General features: G+C 27.5%; 16 protein-coding genes and 3 CRISPR repeat arrays. Of the genes, 15 read left to right on the top strand and 1 reads right to left on the bottom strand.

Annotated elements, in window-relative coordinates:
• Positions 1-3 precede the first annotated feature (3 nt).
• Together cas1b and cas2 are read left to right on the top strand one after the other, a co-directional pair.
• Complete coding sequence (gene cas1b / locus KQI89_RS16300) at positions 4-1,002, top strand: type I-B CRISPR-associated endonuclease Cas1b (protein WP_216457983.1); 999 nt, start codon at positions 4-6, stop codon at positions 1,000-1,002.
• 1 nt (position 1,003) lies between these two features.
• On the top strand, positions 1,004-1,294 hold the full coding sequence (gene cas2, locus KQI89_RS16295) for a CRISPR-associated endonuclease Cas2 (RefSeq protein WP_216457982.1): 291 nt from the start codon (positions 1,004-1,006) through the stop codon (positions 1,292-1,294).
• Positions 1,295-2,224: 930 nt separating this feature from the next.
• A CRISPR array of direct repeats spans positions 2,225-2,777; the repeat unit is 30 nt.
• 315 nt (positions 2,778-3,092) lie between these two features.
• A CRISPR array of direct repeats spans positions 3,093-3,386; the repeat unit is 30 nt.
• Between the two features lie 395 nt (positions 3,387-3,781).
• Here cas2 and KQI89_RS16290 read toward each other — a convergent pair.
• Complete coding sequence (locus tag KQI89_RS16290; RefSeq protein WP_216458016.1) at positions 3,782-3,943, bottom strand: hypothetical protein; 162 nt, start codon at positions 3,941-3,943, stop codon at positions 3,782-3,784.
• Between the two features lie 554 nt (positions 3,944-4,497).
• A CRISPR array of direct repeats spans positions 4,498-5,124; the repeat unit is 30 nt; unit sequence GTTGAACCTTAACATAGGATGTATTTAAAT.
• Positions 5,125-6,184: 1,060 nt separating this feature from the next.
• Here KQI89_RS16290 and KQI89_RS18245 point away from each other — a divergent pair.
• The 13 genes from KQI89_RS18245 (at position 6,185) to KQI89_RS16230 (ending at position 20,496) form a co-directional block, all read left to right on the top strand.
• Positions 6,185-6,280 (top strand): IS3 family transposase, encoded by a 96-nt coding sequence (locus tag KQI89_RS18245; protein WP_484793046.1) that lies wholly within the window; start codon positions 6,185-6,187, stop codon positions 6,278-6,280.
• Positions 6,281-6,884: 604 nt separating this feature from the next.
• Entirely contained in the window at positions 6,885-8,399 is a 1,515-nt protein-coding gene (locus KQI89_RS16285) for a hypothetical protein (protein WP_216457981.1), read from the top strand.
• 15 nt (positions 8,400-8,414) lie between these two features.
• Positions 8,415-9,284 (top strand): ATP-binding cassette domain-containing protein, encoded by an 870-nt coding sequence (locus KQI89_RS16280; protein WP_216457980.1) that lies wholly within the window; start codon positions 8,415-8,417, stop codon positions 9,282-9,284.
• A 1,197-nt stretch (positions 9,285-10,481) separates the two neighbouring features.
• Positions 10,482-11,171 carry a CRISPR-associated endoribonuclease Cas6 gene (gene cas6 / locus KQI89_RS16275; RefSeq protein ID WP_216457979.1) on the top strand — a complete coding sequence of 230 codons (690 nt, stop codon included), beginning with the start codon at positions 10,482-10,484 and terminating at the stop codon, positions 11,169-11,171.
• A 36-nt stretch (positions 11,172-11,207) separates the two neighbouring features.
• A complete protein-coding gene (locus KQI89_RS16270) occupies positions 11,208-11,582 on the top strand; it encodes a hypothetical protein (RefSeq protein WP_216457978.1) in 375 nt (124 codons plus the stop codon).
• 67 nt (positions 11,583-11,649) lie between these two features.
• Complete coding sequence (locus tag KQI89_RS16265; RefSeq protein WP_216457977.1) at positions 11,650-13,287, top strand: hypothetical protein; 1,638 nt, start codon at positions 11,650-11,652, stop codon at positions 13,285-13,287.
• A 29-nt stretch (positions 13,288-13,316) separates the two neighbouring features.
• Positions 13,317-14,411, top strand: a complete 1,095-nt coding sequence (locus tag KQI89_RS16260) for a hypothetical protein (RefSeq protein ID WP_216457976.1) — start codon at positions 13,317-13,319, stop codon at positions 14,409-14,411.
• A gap of 16 nt (positions 14,412-14,427) precedes the next feature.
• On the top strand, positions 14,428-16,098 hold the full coding sequence (locus KQI89_RS16255) for a Cas10/Cmr2 second palm domain-containing protein (protein ID WP_216457975.1): 1,671 nt from the start codon (positions 14,428-14,430) through the stop codon (positions 16,096-16,098).
• Positions 16,099-16,111: 13 nt separating this feature from the next.
• Entirely contained in the window at positions 16,112-17,263 is a 1,152-nt protein-coding gene (locus KQI89_RS16250; protein ID WP_216457974.1) for a type III-B CRISPR module-associated Cmr3 family protein, read from the top strand.
• 11 nt (positions 17,264-17,274) lie between these two features.
• The gene (gene cmr4, locus KQI89_RS16245) at positions 17,275-18,084 is read left to right on the top strand and encodes a type III-B CRISPR module RAMP protein Cmr4 (RefSeq protein WP_216457973.1); all 810 of its coding nucleotides are present in this window, start codon (positions 17,275-17,277) and stop codon (positions 18,082-18,084) included.
• A 20-nt stretch (positions 18,085-18,104) separates the two neighbouring features.
• The gene (gene cmr5 / locus KQI89_RS16240) at positions 18,105-18,542 is read left to right on the top strand and encodes a type III-B CRISPR module-associated protein Cmr5 (RefSeq protein WP_216457972.1); all 438 of its coding nucleotides are present in this window, start codon (positions 18,105-18,107) and stop codon (positions 18,540-18,542) included.
• Positions 18,539-19,432 carry a type III-B CRISPR module RAMP protein Cmr6 gene (cmr6, locus tag KQI89_RS16235; protein ID WP_216457971.1) on the top strand — a complete coding sequence of 298 codons (894 nt, stop codon included), beginning with the start codon at positions 18,539-18,541 and terminating at the stop codon, positions 19,430-19,432. The genes cmr5 and cmr6 overlap by 4 nt, the downstream gene beginning before the upstream one ends.
• Positions 19,433-19,836: 404 nt before the next feature.
• Entirely contained in the window at positions 19,837-20,496 is a 660-nt protein-coding gene (locus KQI89_RS16230) for a CPBP family intramembrane glutamic endopeptidase (protein ID WP_216457970.1), read from the top strand.
• Positions 20,497-21,287 lie beyond the last annotated feature (791 nt).

Genomic DNA, 21,287 nt, shown 5'->3' with positions numbered 1-21,287 from the left:
AATATGGGGAGCACAAGATATATAACGTCTATGGGGGAATTAACCAGAAAGGATAATTCGTTATGTTTTAGAAAAGACGGAAAGAATGTATATATTCCAATTGAAAATACTAAGGAAATTTACTGCTTATCAGAAGTAAGTATAAATACTAAATTGTTAGACTTCCTCTCTCAAAATAATATAATTGTACATTTCTTCAATTATTATGGTGGGTATAGCGGAACATTTTATCCAAGAGAAAGATATAATAGTGGAAGACTTTTAGTTGCACAGGTAGATGCTTATAAAAATAATAGATTAGAAATAGCTAAAGGTATCGTAAATGGAATAGGAGAGAATATATCAGAGTTACTGTATCATTACTATAGACATGATAAAAAAGAAGTTAAAGAAACAATAGATTGGATAAATGATGAATTTATAATTAATTTAAATAAAGCTAAAGACATAAAACAGCTTATGCAGGTGGAAGGTGAGGTTTGGCAAAAATTTTATGGAGAATTTAAACATATACTACCAGAAGATTTCATACTGAATAAAAGAGTTAAAAGACCCCCAGATAATCCTATAAATGCACTAATCTCTTTTGGTAATACATTATTATATGGAAAGACAATTGCAGCAATATATAATACACACTTAGATCAAAGAATTAGTTTTCTACATGAACCATCTGAAGGAAGATTCTCACTTAGTTTAGATATAAGCGAAGTGTTTAAGCCTGTTATAGTATATAGGACAATTTTTGATTTGGTAAATAAAAAAAAGCTCCAGGTATCTAAGCATTTCGATAAAAAAGTAAATTATTGCTTATTAAATGAAGAAGGAAGGAAAATATTTATTACAGCATTTGAGGAAAGAATGGAAACTGTATTTGTACATCCAAAGTTAAAAAGAAAAGTTTCATATAGGACAGCTATAAAATTAGATTGTTATAAGCTTATAAAGTTTATATTAGAAGGAAAAGAGTTCAAGCCTTTTAACCTAAAGGAGAACATGTAATATGGGGGGAAAAATAAAATATAACTATGCATTTTTATTTTATGACGTTAACGAAAAAAGAGTAGGCAGAGTATTTAAAGTATGTAAAAAATATTTGTCTCATTTTCAAAAATCAGTTTTTAGAGGAGAGATAACCCCATCAAATTTAATACTTCTAAAGAAAGATTTAAATAAGGTAATAAATAAAGAAGAAGATTTTATATGTATTATTAAACTTCTAAATGAAAAAGTGTATGGTGAAGAAATACTAGGAATTCAACAAAATAATACAGGTGAAGATCTCATAATATAATTTTTCCAACCTTCCTGTAACCAAAACATCCCCTGACCATTGAAAACACATGGTTAAGGGGTGTTTTTAATCAACTTTTGAAAAAACACAAGTCGATTGAAAAAGTCTCACTCTCCCCTACCCTTCTAGCTTCCTAATATAATCAAGTCTTGATAACCAAAACCTGCTACTGAAACATCATTCCAGAAACCTTAAATTTAGCATTATATTTTTCCAACCGCCGATTAAACAAAACACTCCCTAAACCATTGAAAATTGAAGGTTTAAAGGGTGTTTTTCATAAACTTTTGAAAAAACACAAATCGGTTGGAAAATTTTTAAACAAACCCTTTATTTTCAACAGGTTAAAGGATATAATGAAAATAAGGAATTGCTTAACTGCAGTGGTTGAACCTTAACATATGATGTATTTAAATTGGTTACATTTTTGAAAAATCTATGCACGTATCTGTTGAACCTTAACATATGATGTATTTAAATTTACAAAAGCTTCTGATTTAAAATTAAAAAGAAAGTTGAACCTTAACATATGATGTATTTAAGCAGAGAACCCAAATCTATGATTTGGCGTGAATCGCTTACTCCTTCGACAAAGTGAGAAGGAGTTTCATTTTTTATCAAAATTAATGAATATATTTAGCCCTGCCAAAGTAGTTGGAAAAGTTTAAATCTCCCCTACTTTTCTAATTTCCTAATCTCATCAATTCTTGGCAACCAAAACTTCCTACTGGAAACCTTCAACTTAGCATTATATTTTTTCAACCTCCCTTTAAATCAGACCTGCTCTAAACCATTGAAAACACAAAGTTTAAGGTGTGTTTTTCATAAACTTTTTTAAAAACACAAATCGGTTGGAAAAATTTCAGAGAAACCCTTTATTTTCAACAGGTTAAGGGATATAATAAAAATAAGGAATAGCTTAACTACAGTGGTTGAACCCTAACATAGGATGTATTTAAATATATTAATTACTAGGCTTGCAATAAAAATTAATTATGTTGAACCCTAACATAGGATGTATTTAAATGAAATGACTATTATTAGGCAAAACACAGAGAATCATTGTTGAACCCTAACATAGGATGTATTTAAATAAAGGAATTGAAAAAAATACTAGTAGACGAAGAAGTTGAACCCTAACATAGGATGTATTTAAATCCTACGCCAGTAAAACCTACATATGGTCTTTTTTGTTGAACCCTAACATAGGATGTATTTAAATAAATCAAATTCTATTTATTGTGTATGTGCCTGGCGTTGAACCCTAACATAGGATGTATTTAAATACATCTATAACTCCTAAAAGAATGATGTTGTCTAGCGTTGAACCCTAACATAGGATGTATTTAAATAATTTAAGCTTATATGTGTGCATAAAAAAAGATACGATTAAACCCTAACATAGGATGTATTTAAGCGAAGGAAGAGTTAGAGATACAGCAACTCCAAAAGGGTTAAACCCTAACATAGGATGTATTTAAGCAGAGAACCAAGATTTAAAATCTTGTGTGAATCGCTTACTCCTTCGACAAAGTGAGAAGGAGTTTCATTTTATAATCATCTCTTGATATCTAAATCCTTACTGGAACGTAATCCCAGAAGCTTTCAATTCAGCATTATATTTTTCCAACCTCCAATTAAATAAAACACCTTTTAAGTCATTGATAACACAGGTTTCAAAGGATGCTTTTTATGACTTTTATTAAAAACACAAATCGCTTGGAAAAATTTCGAAGAAACCCTTTATTTTCAACAGGTTAAAGGATATAATGAAAATAAGGAATGGCTTAACTACAGTGGTTGAACCTTAACATGAGATGTATTTAAATTTTCATCACCAACTTATTTTCGATATGTTTTATATTGTTGAACCTTAACATGAGATGTATTTAAATTATAACTTCGCCATCTATATCTCCCCTATCTTCTTAGTTGAACCTTAACATGATATGTATTTAAATGTTTTTTTATAATTATCTATGCTAATCACCTCTTTGTTGAACCTTAACATGAGATGTATTTAAATAATGCATCATATAATTCCTTTTGTCCTTGTCCTACTGTTGAACCCTAACATAAGATGTATTTAAGCAGAGAACCCAGATTTAAAATCTTGTATGAGTCGCTTACTCTTCGAGTACTTCTTCGCCAAAGAGATAATGAGTTTCATTTTCTTATCAAAATCAATGCAAATCTACGGCAGTATTTTCGATATAAAAAATTAATTAAAGAATAAAAGAAATGTAAAGTCAGAGTTTCTATATAAAAAAATTTATAAGTATTAAAATAAACATATATGTTTATTTTTTATAATAATTTGATATAATATAAGTAAGACTCTAAATCATTGATTTAGTAAATCGAACTTACACTGTAGGTGTAAATAAGAAAAGCTTAGTGCTGATGACACTAAGCAATCCTTAGAACATTTATTTTGTTTTAGGGCTATTGGATGAATTTAATAATTAAATTTGAGAGATTAAAGCACTAATCATTGAAGGATGGGTGCTTTTTCTCTTTGCCATCAACTTCTATATGAACACCAAGAAACCTTATCTTGATAATTAACTTAGAAACAAAAAGATTATGTTTTAAAACTAATTTAATAATATAAACAGTAGCAAAACTTTTTATAATCAATTCTAGCATATCCAATACCACCCCCTTAGCTATAGTGAAATAATTCACCAATAGCCCAGGAGGATAAAACGTTCAAAACCCCCGTAGCCATCCATCTACGGTTAACAAATTATACTTGAATATTATACCATAAGTGATATTTAGAATCTATGATTTTGTCATGGAGCTTTTATCCAATAACAAATGTAAATAATCCTTTTTTTAATATATAAGGAGTTTCATTTTCTTATCAAAATCAATATGTAATATTGGATATATTTAGCCCTGCCAAAATAATTGAAAAAGTCTCACTCTACCCTCCCCTTCTAGCTTCCTAATCTCATCAACTCCTAGTTGCCAAAATCCCATACTTCAATATAATTCTTAAACCTTAAATTCAGCATTATATTTTTCCAACCTCCCCTTAAACAAAAACTGCTTTAAACCCTTTAAATCCCAAGGTTTAAAGGGTATTTTTTATCAACTTTTTTAAAACACAAATCGGTTGGAAAAATTTCAGAGAAACCCTTTATTTTCAACAGGTTAAAGGATATAATGAAATTAGAGAATGGCTTAACTGCAGTGGTTGAACCTTAACATAGGATGTATTTAAATTGTCTGCTACAGGTAATATCCATGAGCGTTCTATAAGTTGAACCTTAACATAGGATGTATTTAAATTTTATTTTTGATAGCCATGCAGTATTATAACAATTAGTTGAACCTTAACATAGGATGTATTTAAATAATAAAGATTATGGAATAATTGATATTGGCGGATTGTTGAACCTTAACATAGGATGTATTTAAATATGTATTTTTTCATAATTACTGCCTACCTCTATTAAGTTGAACCTTAACATAGGATGTATTTAAATGCCAAAGATAGCTTATTTTTATCCGCATGGTCTTTCAGTTGAACCTTAACATAGGATGTATTTAAATACCTTAAGCTTGTCTTTATCTATAAGTGCCATAATAGTTGAACCTTAACATAGGATGTATTTAAATTCAAATTAGATAAATAAATACTTTTCTCTATATTTTGTTGAACCTTAACATAGGATGTATTTAAATTCACACAGGTTATTACAGATCCATTTCTATACCAAATGTTGAACCTTAACATAGGATGTATTTAAATTATAGATCCTAAGCTATATGCTAGAGACCTTTATAAAGTTGAACCTTAACATAGGATGTATTTAAGCAGAGAACCCAAATCTGTGATTTGGCGTGAATCGCTTACTCTTCGAGTACTCCTTCGATAAAGAGAGAAGGAGTTTCATTTTTTATCAAAATTAATGAATCTATTTAGCTTCTGATAAATTAGTTTGAAAAAATCTCAATCTCCCCTCCCCTTCTAACTTCGTAATTTTTCCAACCGCTGATTAAACAAAACATCCTCTAAACCATTGAAATCTCAAAGTTTAAGGTGTGTTTTTCATAAACTTTTTAAAAACCACAAATCGATTGGAAAAATTTTAAACAAACCCTTTATTTTCAACAGGTTAAAGGCTATAATGAAAATAAGGAATGGCTTAACTACTGTGGTTGAACCTCAACATGAGATGTATTTAAATTTGGGTTACAATCTAGCCGTTCTAAGCAATACATAGTTGAACCTCAACATGAGATGTATTTAAATCCTTTTATTATGCCTTTTCTTTTACCAGCAAGAGAAGTTGAACCTCAACATGAGATGTATTTAAATTTCCAGTTGAATACTTGAAATACTATTAACTTTTTAGTTGAACCTCAACATATGATGTATTTAAATATATCTGGACATGCTAAAAGCACTGTAAACAAATGGTAGTTGAACCCTAACATGAGATGTATTTAAATGGTGTTTCGCCACCATTAAGGGCGAGAATTGAACCTTACCCCTTACCCCTTACCAACTTTAGTAGCCACGATAAAATCGTATTATACTAAAAGTGAAGGGACTGATTTAAGTGAACAAAAAATATAGTGCAGAATTTAAACTAGAAGCGATAATCTCAGTCCAGAAGACGAAAAACTTAGAAAACTAGAAAAAGAAAATGGAGAACTTAAAGAAGAATTTCAAATATTAAAAAAAGCCTCAGCTTTCTTTGCCAAGAACCTAAAGTAAAGAGATGTGAATTTATCAAGGCTACCCGCAACAAATACCGTATAGCGAAGCTATGTGAGGTTCTCAATATTGTTCTCAGTACTACCAAATTCTTGCATAAGCATAATTTCGCCTCCAGCATGCCCCGTAAAAATAATTGTTAGGTCAATACTCCCATGGAATCGTTTTGGGGTAAACTTAGATGTGAGTGGCTCCATGGAAAACACTTTAAAACACATGATGAGGCTAGAATGGCTATATTGAACATATAAGTTATTCTAAAATTATAAGAGGTTACATTCAACTTTAGGATATAGATAACCAAAAGAATAAAACAGCTCACAAAGACTGTCGTTAGAAATATGGGCAGTCTTAATTTTTTGAGATTGGAAGTGAGCGCAAATGAGAAACCGATCCTTATACAACATCAAAAAAGATAGCAAAATTTCCTGCTCAAGATTGCAATAATTTTGTAATTATATATATATATTGGTTTTGTTCCATATTATGCGATATAATTGTATTATGGAAATTGAGATTACAATAAAAAACTTTAAATAATGTGAACAGTAGAAGAGTTGGTTTTAATTCCCAAAGCTATGCAAGTAACGGTGAAGTCAATCATATTATTTAAGATGGAATGGTACAAGCAATAATTCAAGTGCTAATTTGTCTCTTACTAATTAATAAATATTAAATTACTTAAAAATAAAAACTATCAAACTTAGCTAATTTGATAGTTTTTATTTTACATCACAAACACTTCTGACACAGTTCTATATAATATTCGAAAGGAGTAAGTAAGGCAATTATATGTATATTTTTCCTTACTTAAAATAAATTATGATAAAAACATCTAGGTTTTATGTAGGTATTATGATTAAGAATCCAATGTTTTTACTTTCAATACTATTTAATCTATTTTTAATTACTATACAAGTAAATGTATTAGAGTCATCACTATTTGAATTTTCAAAGGTATTTTGCTTTGGCATTATCTGTTCCAATCTATTTACCCTTATAGTAAGTACATATATTATGCATAAAGATTATGAAATACTACATTTTTTAGAAAATAATATTTTACAAAAACAGTTATCAATAATAATAACTTCTCTATTTATTTCTACTGTAACATCTTTATTACCTATACTTTCAATTATTATCTTTAAGAATATACATTTTCAATCTGTATTTGTTTTAAAAGCTATTCTACATTTTTTCACCATATGGACTTTATCTAATCTAATAGCTACTACAATAGGCTCTTCTATTGGAATTATATGTAGGAATGGATTTTCAATATTATTCTCCCTTGCAATATACAGTTTATTCTTATTAGAATTCTATAGCCCCTCTAATAATCCACTATATAAACTTTTTAATATATTTGATGACTATACTTTAACCCCATCAAATGATATTTCAGGTCAATTATTTAATAAATTTTACTATTTAGATAAACTTTTTGTACTATTCTTATCCTTATTTATACTTTCTATTATTGCTATAATCTATACAAATAAAAAATGTAAATCTATTTTATTATCTATTTGTATTTTATTTTCTTTATTAGCTACTTCATACTTAAGTTTTAATAGTAGAACTGTTAATTTATATGGATATAAATTAATGAATGAAAATAACTATTATATTCAGTCTTATGATATGAAGCTTAGTTTATATAATTCACTTCAGAATACATGTACTATTAAGCTTTTTGTTCAAAATAATGTGGAAAATATTAGCCTTTCATTAGATGACTCGTTAAAAGTAGCGCAAGTAAGTATTGGTGATTATCCTGTTGAATTTACACACAAGAATAATCAATTACAAATTAATTATCCTTGTACCAAGGAATCTGAATTAATTATTTCAATTAACTATGAGGGAAACATAAACGTTGAAAACAATCTTGGTATACCAACTTTTTATGTGAGCAACCATGCTATTAATTTACCTTGTTCTACTTTTTATTGGTATCCCAGATTAAATAATACCGCCCTAATTAATTTTAATGTCCAGGTTGAAACCTCATCAAAATTATATTCTAATCTTTCAATAGCAAGTAACGATGATGGTTATATACTACAAGGACAGTCATCAGGATTAAATTTATTCTCAGGTCAGTATCAAACAATCAAAAATAATGACATTGAATATATAATTCCTATGGGCTATAATCTAGATCTTTTTAAATTATCTTTAAAAAACTTAGTTTCAGAACTTTCTTCAAATAATAGCACAGTATCTGAAAGAGATTTAGAGCTCTTAAAAAGCATGAACTTCAAAAAGATTATAGTTGCTGTTTGGTCAGATGGTATTCAAAATCCCAATACACATTCATCATTCCAAATATTTGATGAAACCTTGCTTATAAATTATAGATAGGAGTAATTAATATATATGAATAACAATTTGTTAGTTAAAAATGTTAATTTTTCATATGGAAAGCATAAAGTGCTAAATGAAATATCCTTTTCCTGTAAAAATGGTATTACAGCTTTATTAGGCCCTAATGGTGCAGGTAAAACCACATTGATGAATATTCTTGTAGGTCTAAAAAGCCCTTCAAGTGGAGATATAACTCTAAACAATACTGATATATCAAATATAAAAAACAATGGTGTTAATAATATAGGTTATTTACCTCAACATTTTGACATATATCCAAACATATCTGGTTATGACTTCTTATCCTACGTTTGTGATATTAAAGGTATTAAATCCAAAGAAAAGATCCAAGCAATGGATGAAGTTATATCTAAATTTAATTTAAATGATGTTATTAAGAAATCTTTTGGAAAATATTCAGGAGGGTATAAACAAAGATTAGGAATAGCCCAAGCTGTAATTGGACATCCCAAATTGATAATAATTGATGAACCCACCGTTGGACTTGATCCGGAACAAAGATTAGAATTTAGACATTATTTATCTCACATTGGTAATGAGCAAATAACTTTAATTTCCACTCATATAATCGAAGATGCTGAACTATATAGTAAAAATGTAATAATTATGAAAAAGGGTAATGTTATACTTGATAGCGATATAAATGAAGTAATCTCACAAGCTGCAAAAAATATTTGCACCTTAGTTTGTGACCTAGATGATTTCAAAGATATTCAAAGTCGTGTCACACTTATTGAAGAAAAGCGTTTAAGTAATGACCTTATTAAAATTAAATTTATCAAAAATGAACATGTACTTAATGGTAGTTATCCTGCAAAGGAGGTTTCTTTAGAAAATGCTTATGTTTTCTTTCAAAAATAATAAACCTTTATATGATAATTATTTTAAAATATACGATGTAAAAAGTCGTAAATTCAAACTTACTTTCTTACTGTTATTTGTACTTTTTATTATATCCATAATTTCCCCTGCTCCAATGAATTATTTGCAATCTATAAAAGAAAAAATTAAATTAAAAAGTTGTGATAATCTATATGATTATATAATTCCACTAACTGCATCATTTATTATAATTTATGTATTTTATTATGATTATAAAAATAAAATATATGAATTAATTACATTTTATAATAGAAATAATTTTAACTATATAATATTTTACAGATGGATTACTTATATATTGATATTTACCATTGGTTCATTTGTTACTGGCCTAATCTATTATAGAGCTGTTGGTTTTTTAAGTATAAGTAATTTAATTCTAAGCCTTCGGTTTATTCCCAATATATTATTTCTATGTTCACTAGTATTATTGTTACTAACCACAACCAAAAATGTATATGCTTCTCTCTTTATATTAACATCATATTATTCTATTGACTTATTATCCTCTGGACGAATATTTAAAATACTTTCCATTGGTGCAAATTCTAATAATTTTTACTACGCTATATCTCCAGCATACTTTTTGGTAAATAGATTTATTTTACTTTTATTAAGTTGTATATTTGTTTATATTTCATGTAAATCTTCTTCAAAATTATAAACTTTAATACGACCTAAAAAATATTGTTAAGAATTTTTTCTTAGCAATCTTTTTTTATTTATTATTTGCCTTTCTCTTTATTAATAAAGTTCCCCACTCCCCCCAGTGTTAAAATAATTGTCATAGGTAATAGGAAACGATATGCTGGAACAAAGGAGAGATGAAGCCTGTGGCAAAAGATAATAAAATAATACAAGATGTGATAAAGAAAAAAAAGAAAGATTAATATCAAGGATACTTTCAGCATAAAATTGCTCACCAACTGAATTGAGTATAGAAACTGGCATTAGCAAGTCAACTCTAGCAACATGGAAGTCAAAGACATTAGGAAAAGATATAAGGAAGAAAACTTCTAAATCCTTAACTTCTTATTTTCTACAATTTAATATATTAAATTTGTAAAACTATAGTAATTCCTGTACTTAATAGGATTATTATAGTTTTTTCATCATCTTAAATCTTCATATTATGGTATAATATATTAAATCTGTAAAATTACAAAGGAGACTATTATGAATTATTTTGAGTTAACTATTACCGTACTTCTAAACAGAAATATATATTTTGCAGACAGCGGTTATGTAATTGGGAAAAATATAAATAAAATTATGCTGTTAGACGAAAGCTTAAAAGAATTCCATCCTAAAAAAGAATATAAAAATTATGTATTTAACAGTTTTTTTCCCTTAGAAAAAGAAAAAACTTATAAGAAAGATAATCTTTATATATTTAAAATTCGTAGCTTGGATTATGAATTTTGTGAGAAAATGTATAAATTATCTCCCTATCTAAAGAGTGATGATTTTAAAGTTATATCAGCAGATATAAAGGAAATAAATAAAAAAACACTTAAAGAAATATATACTCTAACACCTTTGATCATCACTATAGACAATAAACCCTGGATGCAAAATGATGATTTAAATCTATTTAAAGAAAGATTAGAGATCAACTTAGAGAAGAAGTATAAAAACTTCTATAACGAAGATATCTCTGCTAAGGATAAACTTATTAATAATATAACCTTTAAAAACAGGGTGCCTATGTACTATAACTATAAAAATATTCGCCTTTTAGGTAACAAAATAAGTATATCAATTCATGATAATGAAAACGCACAAAAATTAGCCTTCTTAGCCTTAGCAGTGGGTTTAGGCGAAAAAAATTCCTCTGTAGGGGCAGGGTTTTGCGAAGGAACATAAACAGGATTATTAATTTTAAATGGAGGTTAATATAAATTGAATAAAACTTTAAGATTTGAGATTGTAACTGGTGTGAATAAAGGTTATTTTCATAATAATACTGAAAGTGATTCCCTAAACTTAGTGGGAAGTGTATGGGGAAAAATAGCTAAACAAGAATATGAGTTAACAGGAATTTATGTTTCAGCAGTAATTAAACCAAGTAAAGCAATTTATAATGAAGCATGGGGATGTCCAAAAGGAGGCGAAGAGACAGTATCTATTACGGGAGTCGCAAACAAAGAGTTTGTAGCAAATATTCAAGACTGGAAGAACACTGTAATTAAATTGGGTAAAGAGTTAAAAGAAGAATTAAGACAAAGTACTCTTACATGTGAATTTATGGATACAGAATTATATTATTTTAAATAAGCATTGCAATACAATAGTAACTACTTTTACTGAACGTATAATACAAATAGGGTCGCGAGGTAACATCATGGATAAAAATAATAATGTAATAAGCTCTCACATTTTTATATTTCCTTTTAGATGGGATTATATAGGTGATAACTATTTTTTAAACTCATCCATTGATAAAAGATTAAATGTTGAAAAAATTATAGAATTATTAAAGTGTAATAATTGGGAAGATGATAAATATAACTTAGGTAATGATTTTGTAAATGATGATGATGAATATAATAAATACGTTTATTTTTATGATAATGTTAGAAATGGCATATATGGTAAAAATGATATATGTAATAATAAAAGATGGTCTAACTTTAATTTGTTTAAAATTAGCTATTGGTCGAGTAACCATACCGAAAAAGAAACAAAGTATAGAATTGTTAAATGCTTAAAGTATAACAACTTAGGTGAAAACCCTAAATACAATATCACAACAAAACATAAAACTTATTCGCTAAAAATAAAGAATATTAAGCTCAAAGTTTATGATACAGGAGTAGCTAATTTAATATTCTTTTTAGATAATCATGAACATAAATCCGAAGAAGATATATTAAAAATTAATGATTATGGAAGAAGAATATATCCACAATATGTACCCATAGAAAAAGTGAGAGGAAGTTTTTTAGCCACAAAACTTTCATTGAATTTAGCTTCCGAAATAATAGAAGAAAATTTCATTTATGATTATAAACAAGAACCTACAAGGATCTCAAAAACAATTTTACGCCTTCTAGGTAATAAGTTTATATATGATAAAAACAATTTAGAAAAAGGGTCTATATTTATAAATCCTATACTAGATGACAGAATGTTCACTATGTGTATATATCGAAATAACTTTATATCAGGGAAAGTCAAAGCCTATGGAGAAACCGAATACGTAAATAGGAGTTTTTGGTATGAATATATCTTTATTGATAATAACTATCCTACATGTGAAGATAAAGGAATGTTCAAAGAACTATTAAATAGATCCACTTATACAAGATGGGCTGATCTCGGTACACTCTATGGTATAAGCAGATATTCCTTTGTTACACTTATAGATCAAACAGAAAATACAGACTTTTTAATGAATCATTTTAATAACATGTACTATGAAATGGTGTTGTTAGCTTTGACTCAAAGAGCTTCCATATTAAGATTTTCAGATGAAGCTTCTAAAATTTCAATCTTAGGTGAAAAAGATGCTCTGGCAAATATAAAAAAATTGCAGAAATATTATATACTCTTTACTAATAACATTTATTTTAGAGAAGTTACTGCTCAAGAGCAAGGTATAGAATTATATAATAAATTAATGGAAATGATGGAAATAGAAAGAGATATAAAAAGATTAGGTGAAGAAATAAACGATATACACAAATATACTTCACTTATATCAAATGAATCCACAACTAACTTATTAAATATTATTACTTATTTAGGAATCGGATTTACTGCTTGTAATTTTGTTATAGATTTATCACCAAAGGACACAAACATTAACATTATGTCCAATTTAGTATGGCTTGGCAAAAGGACAATCTATCCAATTACTGCAATGTTAATTGTATTTAAAATTGTAAATACATGTTTCAAATATGGAAAAATAAGGCTTTTTTACAAAATAATTATTGGAACACTATTTTTACTATCTTTTCTCCTCATAATTCTTTAAATTTATTATTAATAATAGGTGGTGATATTATGTCAAAATTAACAATAAGATTAAACCAGCACACTCCTCTAATTCATTTTCAAAGTGATCAAGAGGGTGCTACCATAAGAGCAACAGAATTTAAACCTAAATTAGATAAATTTTTAATTGAGCATGCTTTTCCAGGTGGCTTTGAAGAGTACAAGCAGTATTTAATAGGATACAAAAAGTTTAAAACAGAAGAAGATTTTAAAGATAAAAAAGCCTTTGATTATAAAATTAGGTTTTGTAATGTTGTACGTTGGAGACAAGCTGATATTCCAAAGAATTTTCCATTTTATTTTAATAATATTGATAAAAATAATGCTGATACTAATAAATTTGTTTTTTGTGATAGCGTTGATGTAAAATTTTTTTCTTTTAATACTAAACTTTTAAATACTATAGAGAAGTGGATGGGAAAATTTTTATTATTAACAAACTTCGGATTCAGACAGAATAAAGGGTTTGGTTCATTTTATGTTAGTGACTCCGAAAACGTTTTTCATGACGCAGATGAAAATTTTAAATATAAAATTATAATGAAAAATTTAAATGGTAAAAAAGAAATAGATTTCTATAAAAATTTATTTAACCAACTAAATAATCTATATAAAAATATAAGAAGCAATGAATCAAAGGGTACTCCCTATATAAAAGAATATTTCTATGATATTAACATGATTTGGGATAAACAAGTTATAAGAGATAAATTTTTATATCATAAAGATCTTTCGATTCCCAATGCATACTTAATTAAAGACTTACTTGGATTATCACTAATAGAAAAATGGAATTGGGGTAATGGTAAACAAGCTTTTAATGTAAAAAAAGAGCATATAGATAAAGAACATAAAATTGAAAGAATGGAATCTCCTATATTCTTCAAACCATTAAGATATAATAATAGTTTCAATGTTTATGTAGATATTAAAGAAATACCAATAGAATTTTTTGATCAAAAGTTTGAAATAAGCAAATGTATAGAAAGAAATCACCAACTAGAAACTCTTGATAGGTTAGAATTATTAACACCTAAAGAATTTAATGTCAATACATTCCTTGAATATATTGCAGGTAAGGACTGTAGAATTAAAAAATGTTAAAAAGGTGGTGAAGTAATTGTCTCAAAATGAAAACTCAAAAACTTATATAGGTTTGACCATAGGACCAATAATTGAAACCATTAGCCAAGCAAAAGAAACGGGTGAACTCTGGGCAAGTAGTTATTTATTTTCTTATATTATGAAAAATATAATTAAAAAATTATTAGATAAAAATAAAACTGAAGGAGATAATACTTTAAAAGACAGATTTATCGTTCCTTATGTGAAAAAAGAAAAAATATTTAATGACCCACAAGAAGTAGGTTTATTCCATGATAGGCTTATTTTCCAATCCAATGAAGAGGATTTTAAATTAATAGGGGTTGTCGTAGACGAAGTAAAAGAATCTCTCACTGAGAATGTTTTGGAAGAGCTAAAGAAAATACCTAATCACAAGGAAATTAAAAAAAGCCAAGTAAAAGATTATGTAGATGAATTTTTCAAAATCTATTACTTAGAGGTAAATGTAAACACAAACGGTGAAAAAGATGATAATAACATAATACTTCAAGTAAATAAATGTTTAGATGCTTTAGAGCTTTGCGAAAAACTTCCTAACGAAAAAGGGGAATGTAGAAATTATCTGCTTCCTGTATTAAATAATAGTTCATTAAAAAAAGATAATTTTAGAAAACACTTTTTATCAAAAGATGCCTATGGAGATAAGGGGAAAAAAGGTGGTTTTCCATCACTCTTAAAAATAGCTTTAGGAAAAACAAATTATACGGATTTTCCTTGTAGTGATGATGAGATAAAGGAAAAAATATTAGCTGGAGATTTAATAAAAGCTCAGGAATACGTAGCTATTGTTCACGTGGATGGTGATTCTATAGGTAAAGTTATAAGTAAGCTTAAAGTTCCTGAAGATTATGAAAAATTTTCAAATAAACTTTTAGATTATTCAAAAGAATCCCATGAAATTATTAAGAATTATGGCGGGTTTACAGTATATGCAGGTGGAGACGATTTGGTTTTTATTGCTCCTATAATAAATAATAATATAACGACTGAAGATAAAATTAACACTATAATTGGGCAAGAAACTTTTGATAGTAATATTTTTGAACTTATAGATTGTTTATCAGCTTTATTCAACCACAAATTTCAAGGTTGTCAATTTAACCCTACTACATCTTTTGGGGTTGCCATGGTGCATTATAAATTCCCCTTATATTATGCTTTAGATGAATCAAGGGAATTACTTTTTGTAAAGGCAAAGAATTATAAAAATAAAGACGTAACTAAAAATGCCATAGCTTTTAAACTAATAAAAAGTAGTGGACAATCTTTCGAAACAGTAGTCGGTAAAGGTACTAACTCTTATAAACAATTTACTCGTTTATTTCAAGATATAATTTATAATTCAAAAAAACATACAAAATCAAAAACTTTTTTAAAAGCTATCCACTTCAAATTATTAAAGGATAAAATCATATTAAATAAAATTGGAAAAGATAAAGATTTATTGGAAAATTATTTCCATAATAACTTTAATGAAGAAATACACAAATGTGAACCTATAAAAAGCTACATAGAAGGTTTAGTTACTTTTATACATGAAATTTATTATGACATGGACGATGAAGATATTAAAAACGATACATGCATAAATCAAATTTATTCTTATTTAAGGTTTATTAAATTTATGGATGAAGATATAAAAATAGATGATTGGAAGATGAAATAGAAAGGAGATAAGCATGGGTAAATATTTAGTTAAACTAAAACCAGTAGAGTCTTTTTTCTTTGGAGGAGAAAGAGGTTTTGACTTTTATGAAAATGACACCAAAGCTAAAAACAATATAGTTAAATCAAAAGAGTTTCCCCAACAATCTTCCATCTTGGGTATGATTAGAAAAGAGATATTAGTTTTAAATGGGTTGCTCAACGAAAAATGGGATTATCCTCCACATGAAAAAGAAAAGATGGAACAATTAATAGGCAAAAAAAGTTTTAATATAACAAATCCAACTGACGATTTTGGAATTATAAAAACCATATCTCCAGTTTTTATGGTGCAAGAGACACAAAGCAATGACAGATTTCTAATTAAAATCCCTAAAGACCATAACCAAAATAAAGACTCTGAAAAATATGATCCTTTAAACTTTAATGATAGTAAAGGAAGTTATTTAAAAGTTAAAACTAATTTATCAAAGGAAGTATATTTACCAGTTAATTTTGATTCTAAAAAGGGTTTATCTGAAGATTTTTTAGATATAGAAACAGGTGAAATTCTAGCTCAAGATAAAGTGCTTATAAAGGATAGTTCCATTGGTATAAAGTTAGATGATAATCATAAAACACAAAATTATTCTTTATTTCGATTAGAAAGGTATAAATTTAATTATGATAAAAACTATGAGAAAAGTAATAAGTGTTTTGGTTTTATTTTGGATATAGATGAAAAAGACCAGCCTATAACCTTTAACAATTATAAAAACATAGTAAATCTCGGGGGAGAATCCAGCTACTTTTCTATGTCTTTTGAAAATATTAACTTTGATCTGAAAGATAAAGTGGATTTTGAAAATAAAAAAAATATCCTTAATGAACCTTATTGTAAAATAATTTTATTATCAGATACTTATATATCAAAAGATGCTTATGAACAAAATTGCATTTATTCAATATCAAAAAAAATTGATTTTAGAACTCTATCAAGTGAAAATTATAATTCAAATAAAGAAAAAGGAAAGCCGTATTATAAAAGATTTGAAAAGAGTAAAAATAGATATTCACTTTTAGAAAAAGGCTCAGTTTTATTTACTAATAAAGATAGATATCATGAATTAATTGAAAGTATAAATAATAGTAATTTTCAAAAAATCGGATATAACATATTTATTTAGGAGGTCTTAAAATGGGTAATCTTAAATTATACTCTATAAGATGTTTAACTAATCTTCATGTTGGAAATGGTGATGCTAGTTATAGCATAGTAGATAACCAAGTTCAAAGAGATGTAATAACAAATTTTCCAACTATTAATTCTTCTAGTTTGAAAGGAAGTCTAAAAAATTTTTTAAATCCTGAAAATACAGAAAGTAAAGAAATAAAATATATTTTTGGAGATAAAAACGAAGGCATAGGTCATTATAAAATATTTCCAGGAATGCTATTATCAATTCCAGTAAGAAGCAATAAAAAACCATTTTTTAGAGCTACATGCCCTAGAATAATAAAAGATTTCTTAGACTTTACTGATACATTTAAATATAGTCTAGATTATAAAGATGATTTAGAAAAAATTAAATCCTTTGCTGAAAAAAATCCTAATAGCATATCTGTCATAAAGTGTTTTAATAAAGACATAGAAGATGATAAAAATTTAAAAGTTGAAGGATTCGATGCTAGTTTAAAGAATGAACTAAATTTCAAAAGTAATGAAAATTTAGAGAACCTATTTGGAAAAGATTTGATAGTTATGGATGATCTAACTTTTTCTGAAATAGTAGCTAAATTACCGGTTATCGCGAGAAATAAACTCAATAATGGTGAAAGTGAAAACTTATGGTATGAAGAAGTTGTTCCAAGGGAAACTAGATTTTATTTTGGAGTTATTCAAGGAAAAAATTACTCTGATATATTTGAAAATATTGTGGAAAAAGTTGTTCAAATAGGCGGTAATGCAACTATTGGTTACGGCTTCTGTGATATAACTTCTATTTAGTAGGGAGTAGGTGATTTTATATGAATAAAAGAGAAATTGAAGAACAAATCCCAATCGCAATAGATTCAATAAATGAATTCATAAATAATGAACTATTTTATAAAAAGGACGATAAAAGCTTTGGACTAATTCCTAAAGAATATAATGGATATATATCAAATTTTGGAGCCAGTATAATTCAGAGTGGTTTAATATCTACTGTAGCCTTTTTTGAATCAGAAAAATCAAATTCAAACTCAGATAAAAGAGTATTAACAAAATTAATTTTACAGGTTATACAAGAATATAAAAAATTACAAGTTAAAGATGTTGAAAGTCTTTTAGGTTATGTTTTGGATAATAAAAACATTGCTGAAGAAATCGAAGAGGAAATAATAAATGCTACTATAGCTATTAAATTAGCGATCAGAGTGTTTAAGTTCACAGAAAATAGTGAAAGTCAGGTGAGCAACTTATGAGTATAGGGAATCTAGGATATTTATATTATAAAGAGTATTACGATAAATTTATAAACGAATATAAAACTTCAGAAAATATCTCTGATAAAGAAAAAAATGAATACTTTATTGAAAAAAATTCTGAAATAATTGCGGACAGTACTATTTATAAAAACTCTGAAATAATAGAAGATATTGAAACTAATTTGTATACTCATAAGCTTTATTTTAAAACTACATACCCTGGACTTTTAATCGGGACAGGTTATAGTCATATTATTAAGGAAAAAGAAGCATTTAAATTAGGATTAGAATTTGACTATACTACAGGACTTCCTATTATAAATGGATCATCAGTTAAAGGAATGTTAAGAAGTGTTTTTTATATTAAAGACGACAGTGAAGAATTAAAAGAAGAAAAAAAAACCTATATAAAAAATATTTTAAAAGAATTAAAAATAGAAAATGATTATCTAGACAAAATGGATTTTGAGGCCTTAACTTATAGTATATTTGAAGGAAAGTATAAAGACAAAGATGATATCTATAAATCTATACCACTAGATAAAAGGGATATATTTTTTGGAGCAACTATTGATATAAACAAAACTATGAAAGAAAAAACTGACAAGGATAAGTACTTATTAGGAGAAGATTATATAACACCACATGGAACTGGAGAGGAAAAATTAAAAAATCCTAATCCAATAAAATTTTTAAAAGTAATGCCTAATGTAGTTTGGTGCTTTGGATTTGATTTAAAAGATCTATATAACTTAGAAGATAAAAAAACGGTTATAACAAAAGATATAAAGCAAAAAATGTTTAATAATATAATTTTAGATTTAGGAATAGGTGCAAAGACTAATGTAGGTTATGGCCGATTTGATGAAAAATATCATGTGAAATAGTAATATATCCCCCCAAAACTCCTGCAACCCCAACACCCCTTAATCCATTAATACCAAATAGTTTAAGGGGTGTTTTTTATCAATTTTTCTAAAAACACAAATCGGTTGGTAAAATTTCAAACAAATCCTTTATTTACAATTCTTTAAAGAACTTTATTTGTGTTATTAACCTTTTAACTATAACCCATTTATAAAAGAAGTCTTACACTAGGAGAATCCCCCATAGCAAACCCTAATATTATAAATATAGGCTATGCTTAAGATAGATGTTGAAAATTGGCATTTTCAGAATATTGAACTATAATAAGCCTATAATCAAGACTCAGTAGGTCATATTATGCCAGTACATAGTTAATAAAAAGGGATCTAACTTAAATTTATATACATATAAGGGGGATATTTCATTGAAAAATATAAATAAAAAACATTTTTTGCTGTGCATTGCTCCAGTTCTTTGCATTTCAATGTTGTTCTTAATACCTTTTTTAACTGATAAAATGGGAAAAACAGCAGGGTATGTTACAGGATTTTGTGTTTATTGGTTTGTCTTTTGTATGCCTGCTACTTTGTATGCTTCAGGGAACTTTAATGGATTAAAGGAGCTTTACCGACAAAAATCATCTATTTCCACAGCAGTGAGGAAAATAAATTATATATTAGCATTCCTCCCTTGTTTAGCAACATTTTTTGTTGTATTTAAAGGTACTGCTCCTAAAGCAGGGTTTGGAGTTATCTTCATTGCTTTAATTTTTGGATTAATTAATGGAACTATTGAAGAAGTATTTTGGCGTGAAACATTTAACAAAGTATTTAATAACAATGTTTATTTATCATATATCTACCCATATGTATTTTTTGGTATTTGGCATATATCATTATATTTTGCTAAAGGAATGGCATATCAAGGTGGCTTTCTTTCATTGGTTGGTGGAACATTTTTTATGGGGATATTATGGGGATGGATAGCATATAAAACCAAATCTATTAAAGTTGTTACACTAGCTCATATTATAACTAACTTTTTTGCTTTTACAGGTCTAATATTTGAAAATTGGTTTATTTAATTTATTATAAATTAAAAATAAATTAGAATGGTATAATGCCCTTAAATACATCATAATACCAAAATCACTCTTTAGCGTAACACAAAATCAAAGTTTTTTTCAGCCTCATCTAAAAATCAATACCCCTTACCCCATTGATAACACAGGGTTCAAGGGGTGTTTTTTATGAACTTTTTAAAAAACACAAATCGGTTGGAAAAATTTTAAACAAACCCTTTATTTTCAACAGGTTAAAAGATATAATGAAACTAAGAAATGGCTTAACTACAGTAGTTGAACCTTAAGCAGAGAACCCAAATCCATGATTTGGCGTGAATCCCTTAAGCAGAGAACCAAGATTTAAAATCTTGTGTGAATCGCTTACTCTTCGAGTACTCCTTCGATGAAAAGAGAAGGAGTTTCATTTTCTTATTAAAAACCTATTGATGAATCTATATGTTGAACCCTAACATAGGATGTATTTAAGCAGAGAACCCAAATCTATGATTTGGCGTGAGTCGCTTACTCCTTCCATAAAGAGAGAAGGAGTTTTATTTTCTTATCAAATTCAATGAGTTATATTTAGTTCCTGACAAATTAACTGGAAAAACCCTCAATCTCCCCTGCCCTCCTAGCCTCATAAGCTTAGCTTAGGCATCTTCTTTAGGAACTGTCACTAACCCATGGGTTTGCATATCTGATTAAATAGTACACATTAAACTCTTAGCTTTCCTTGTTTATAGTTCTTATACCACCCATAAGAACTTTTACACATCTCTGTAACTCTTTTAATGTTCAGATTAAGAGTCACA

Origin of the sequence: Clostridium simiarum (assembly GCF_018919175.1) — a bacterium.
GTDB lineage: Bacteria > Bacillota > Clostridia > Clostridiales > Clostridiaceae > Clostridium_L > Clostridium_L simiarum.
The sequence above is the reverse complement of the archived record's forward strand: the minus strand, read 5'-3'. Positions and strand labels throughout refer to the sequence as shown.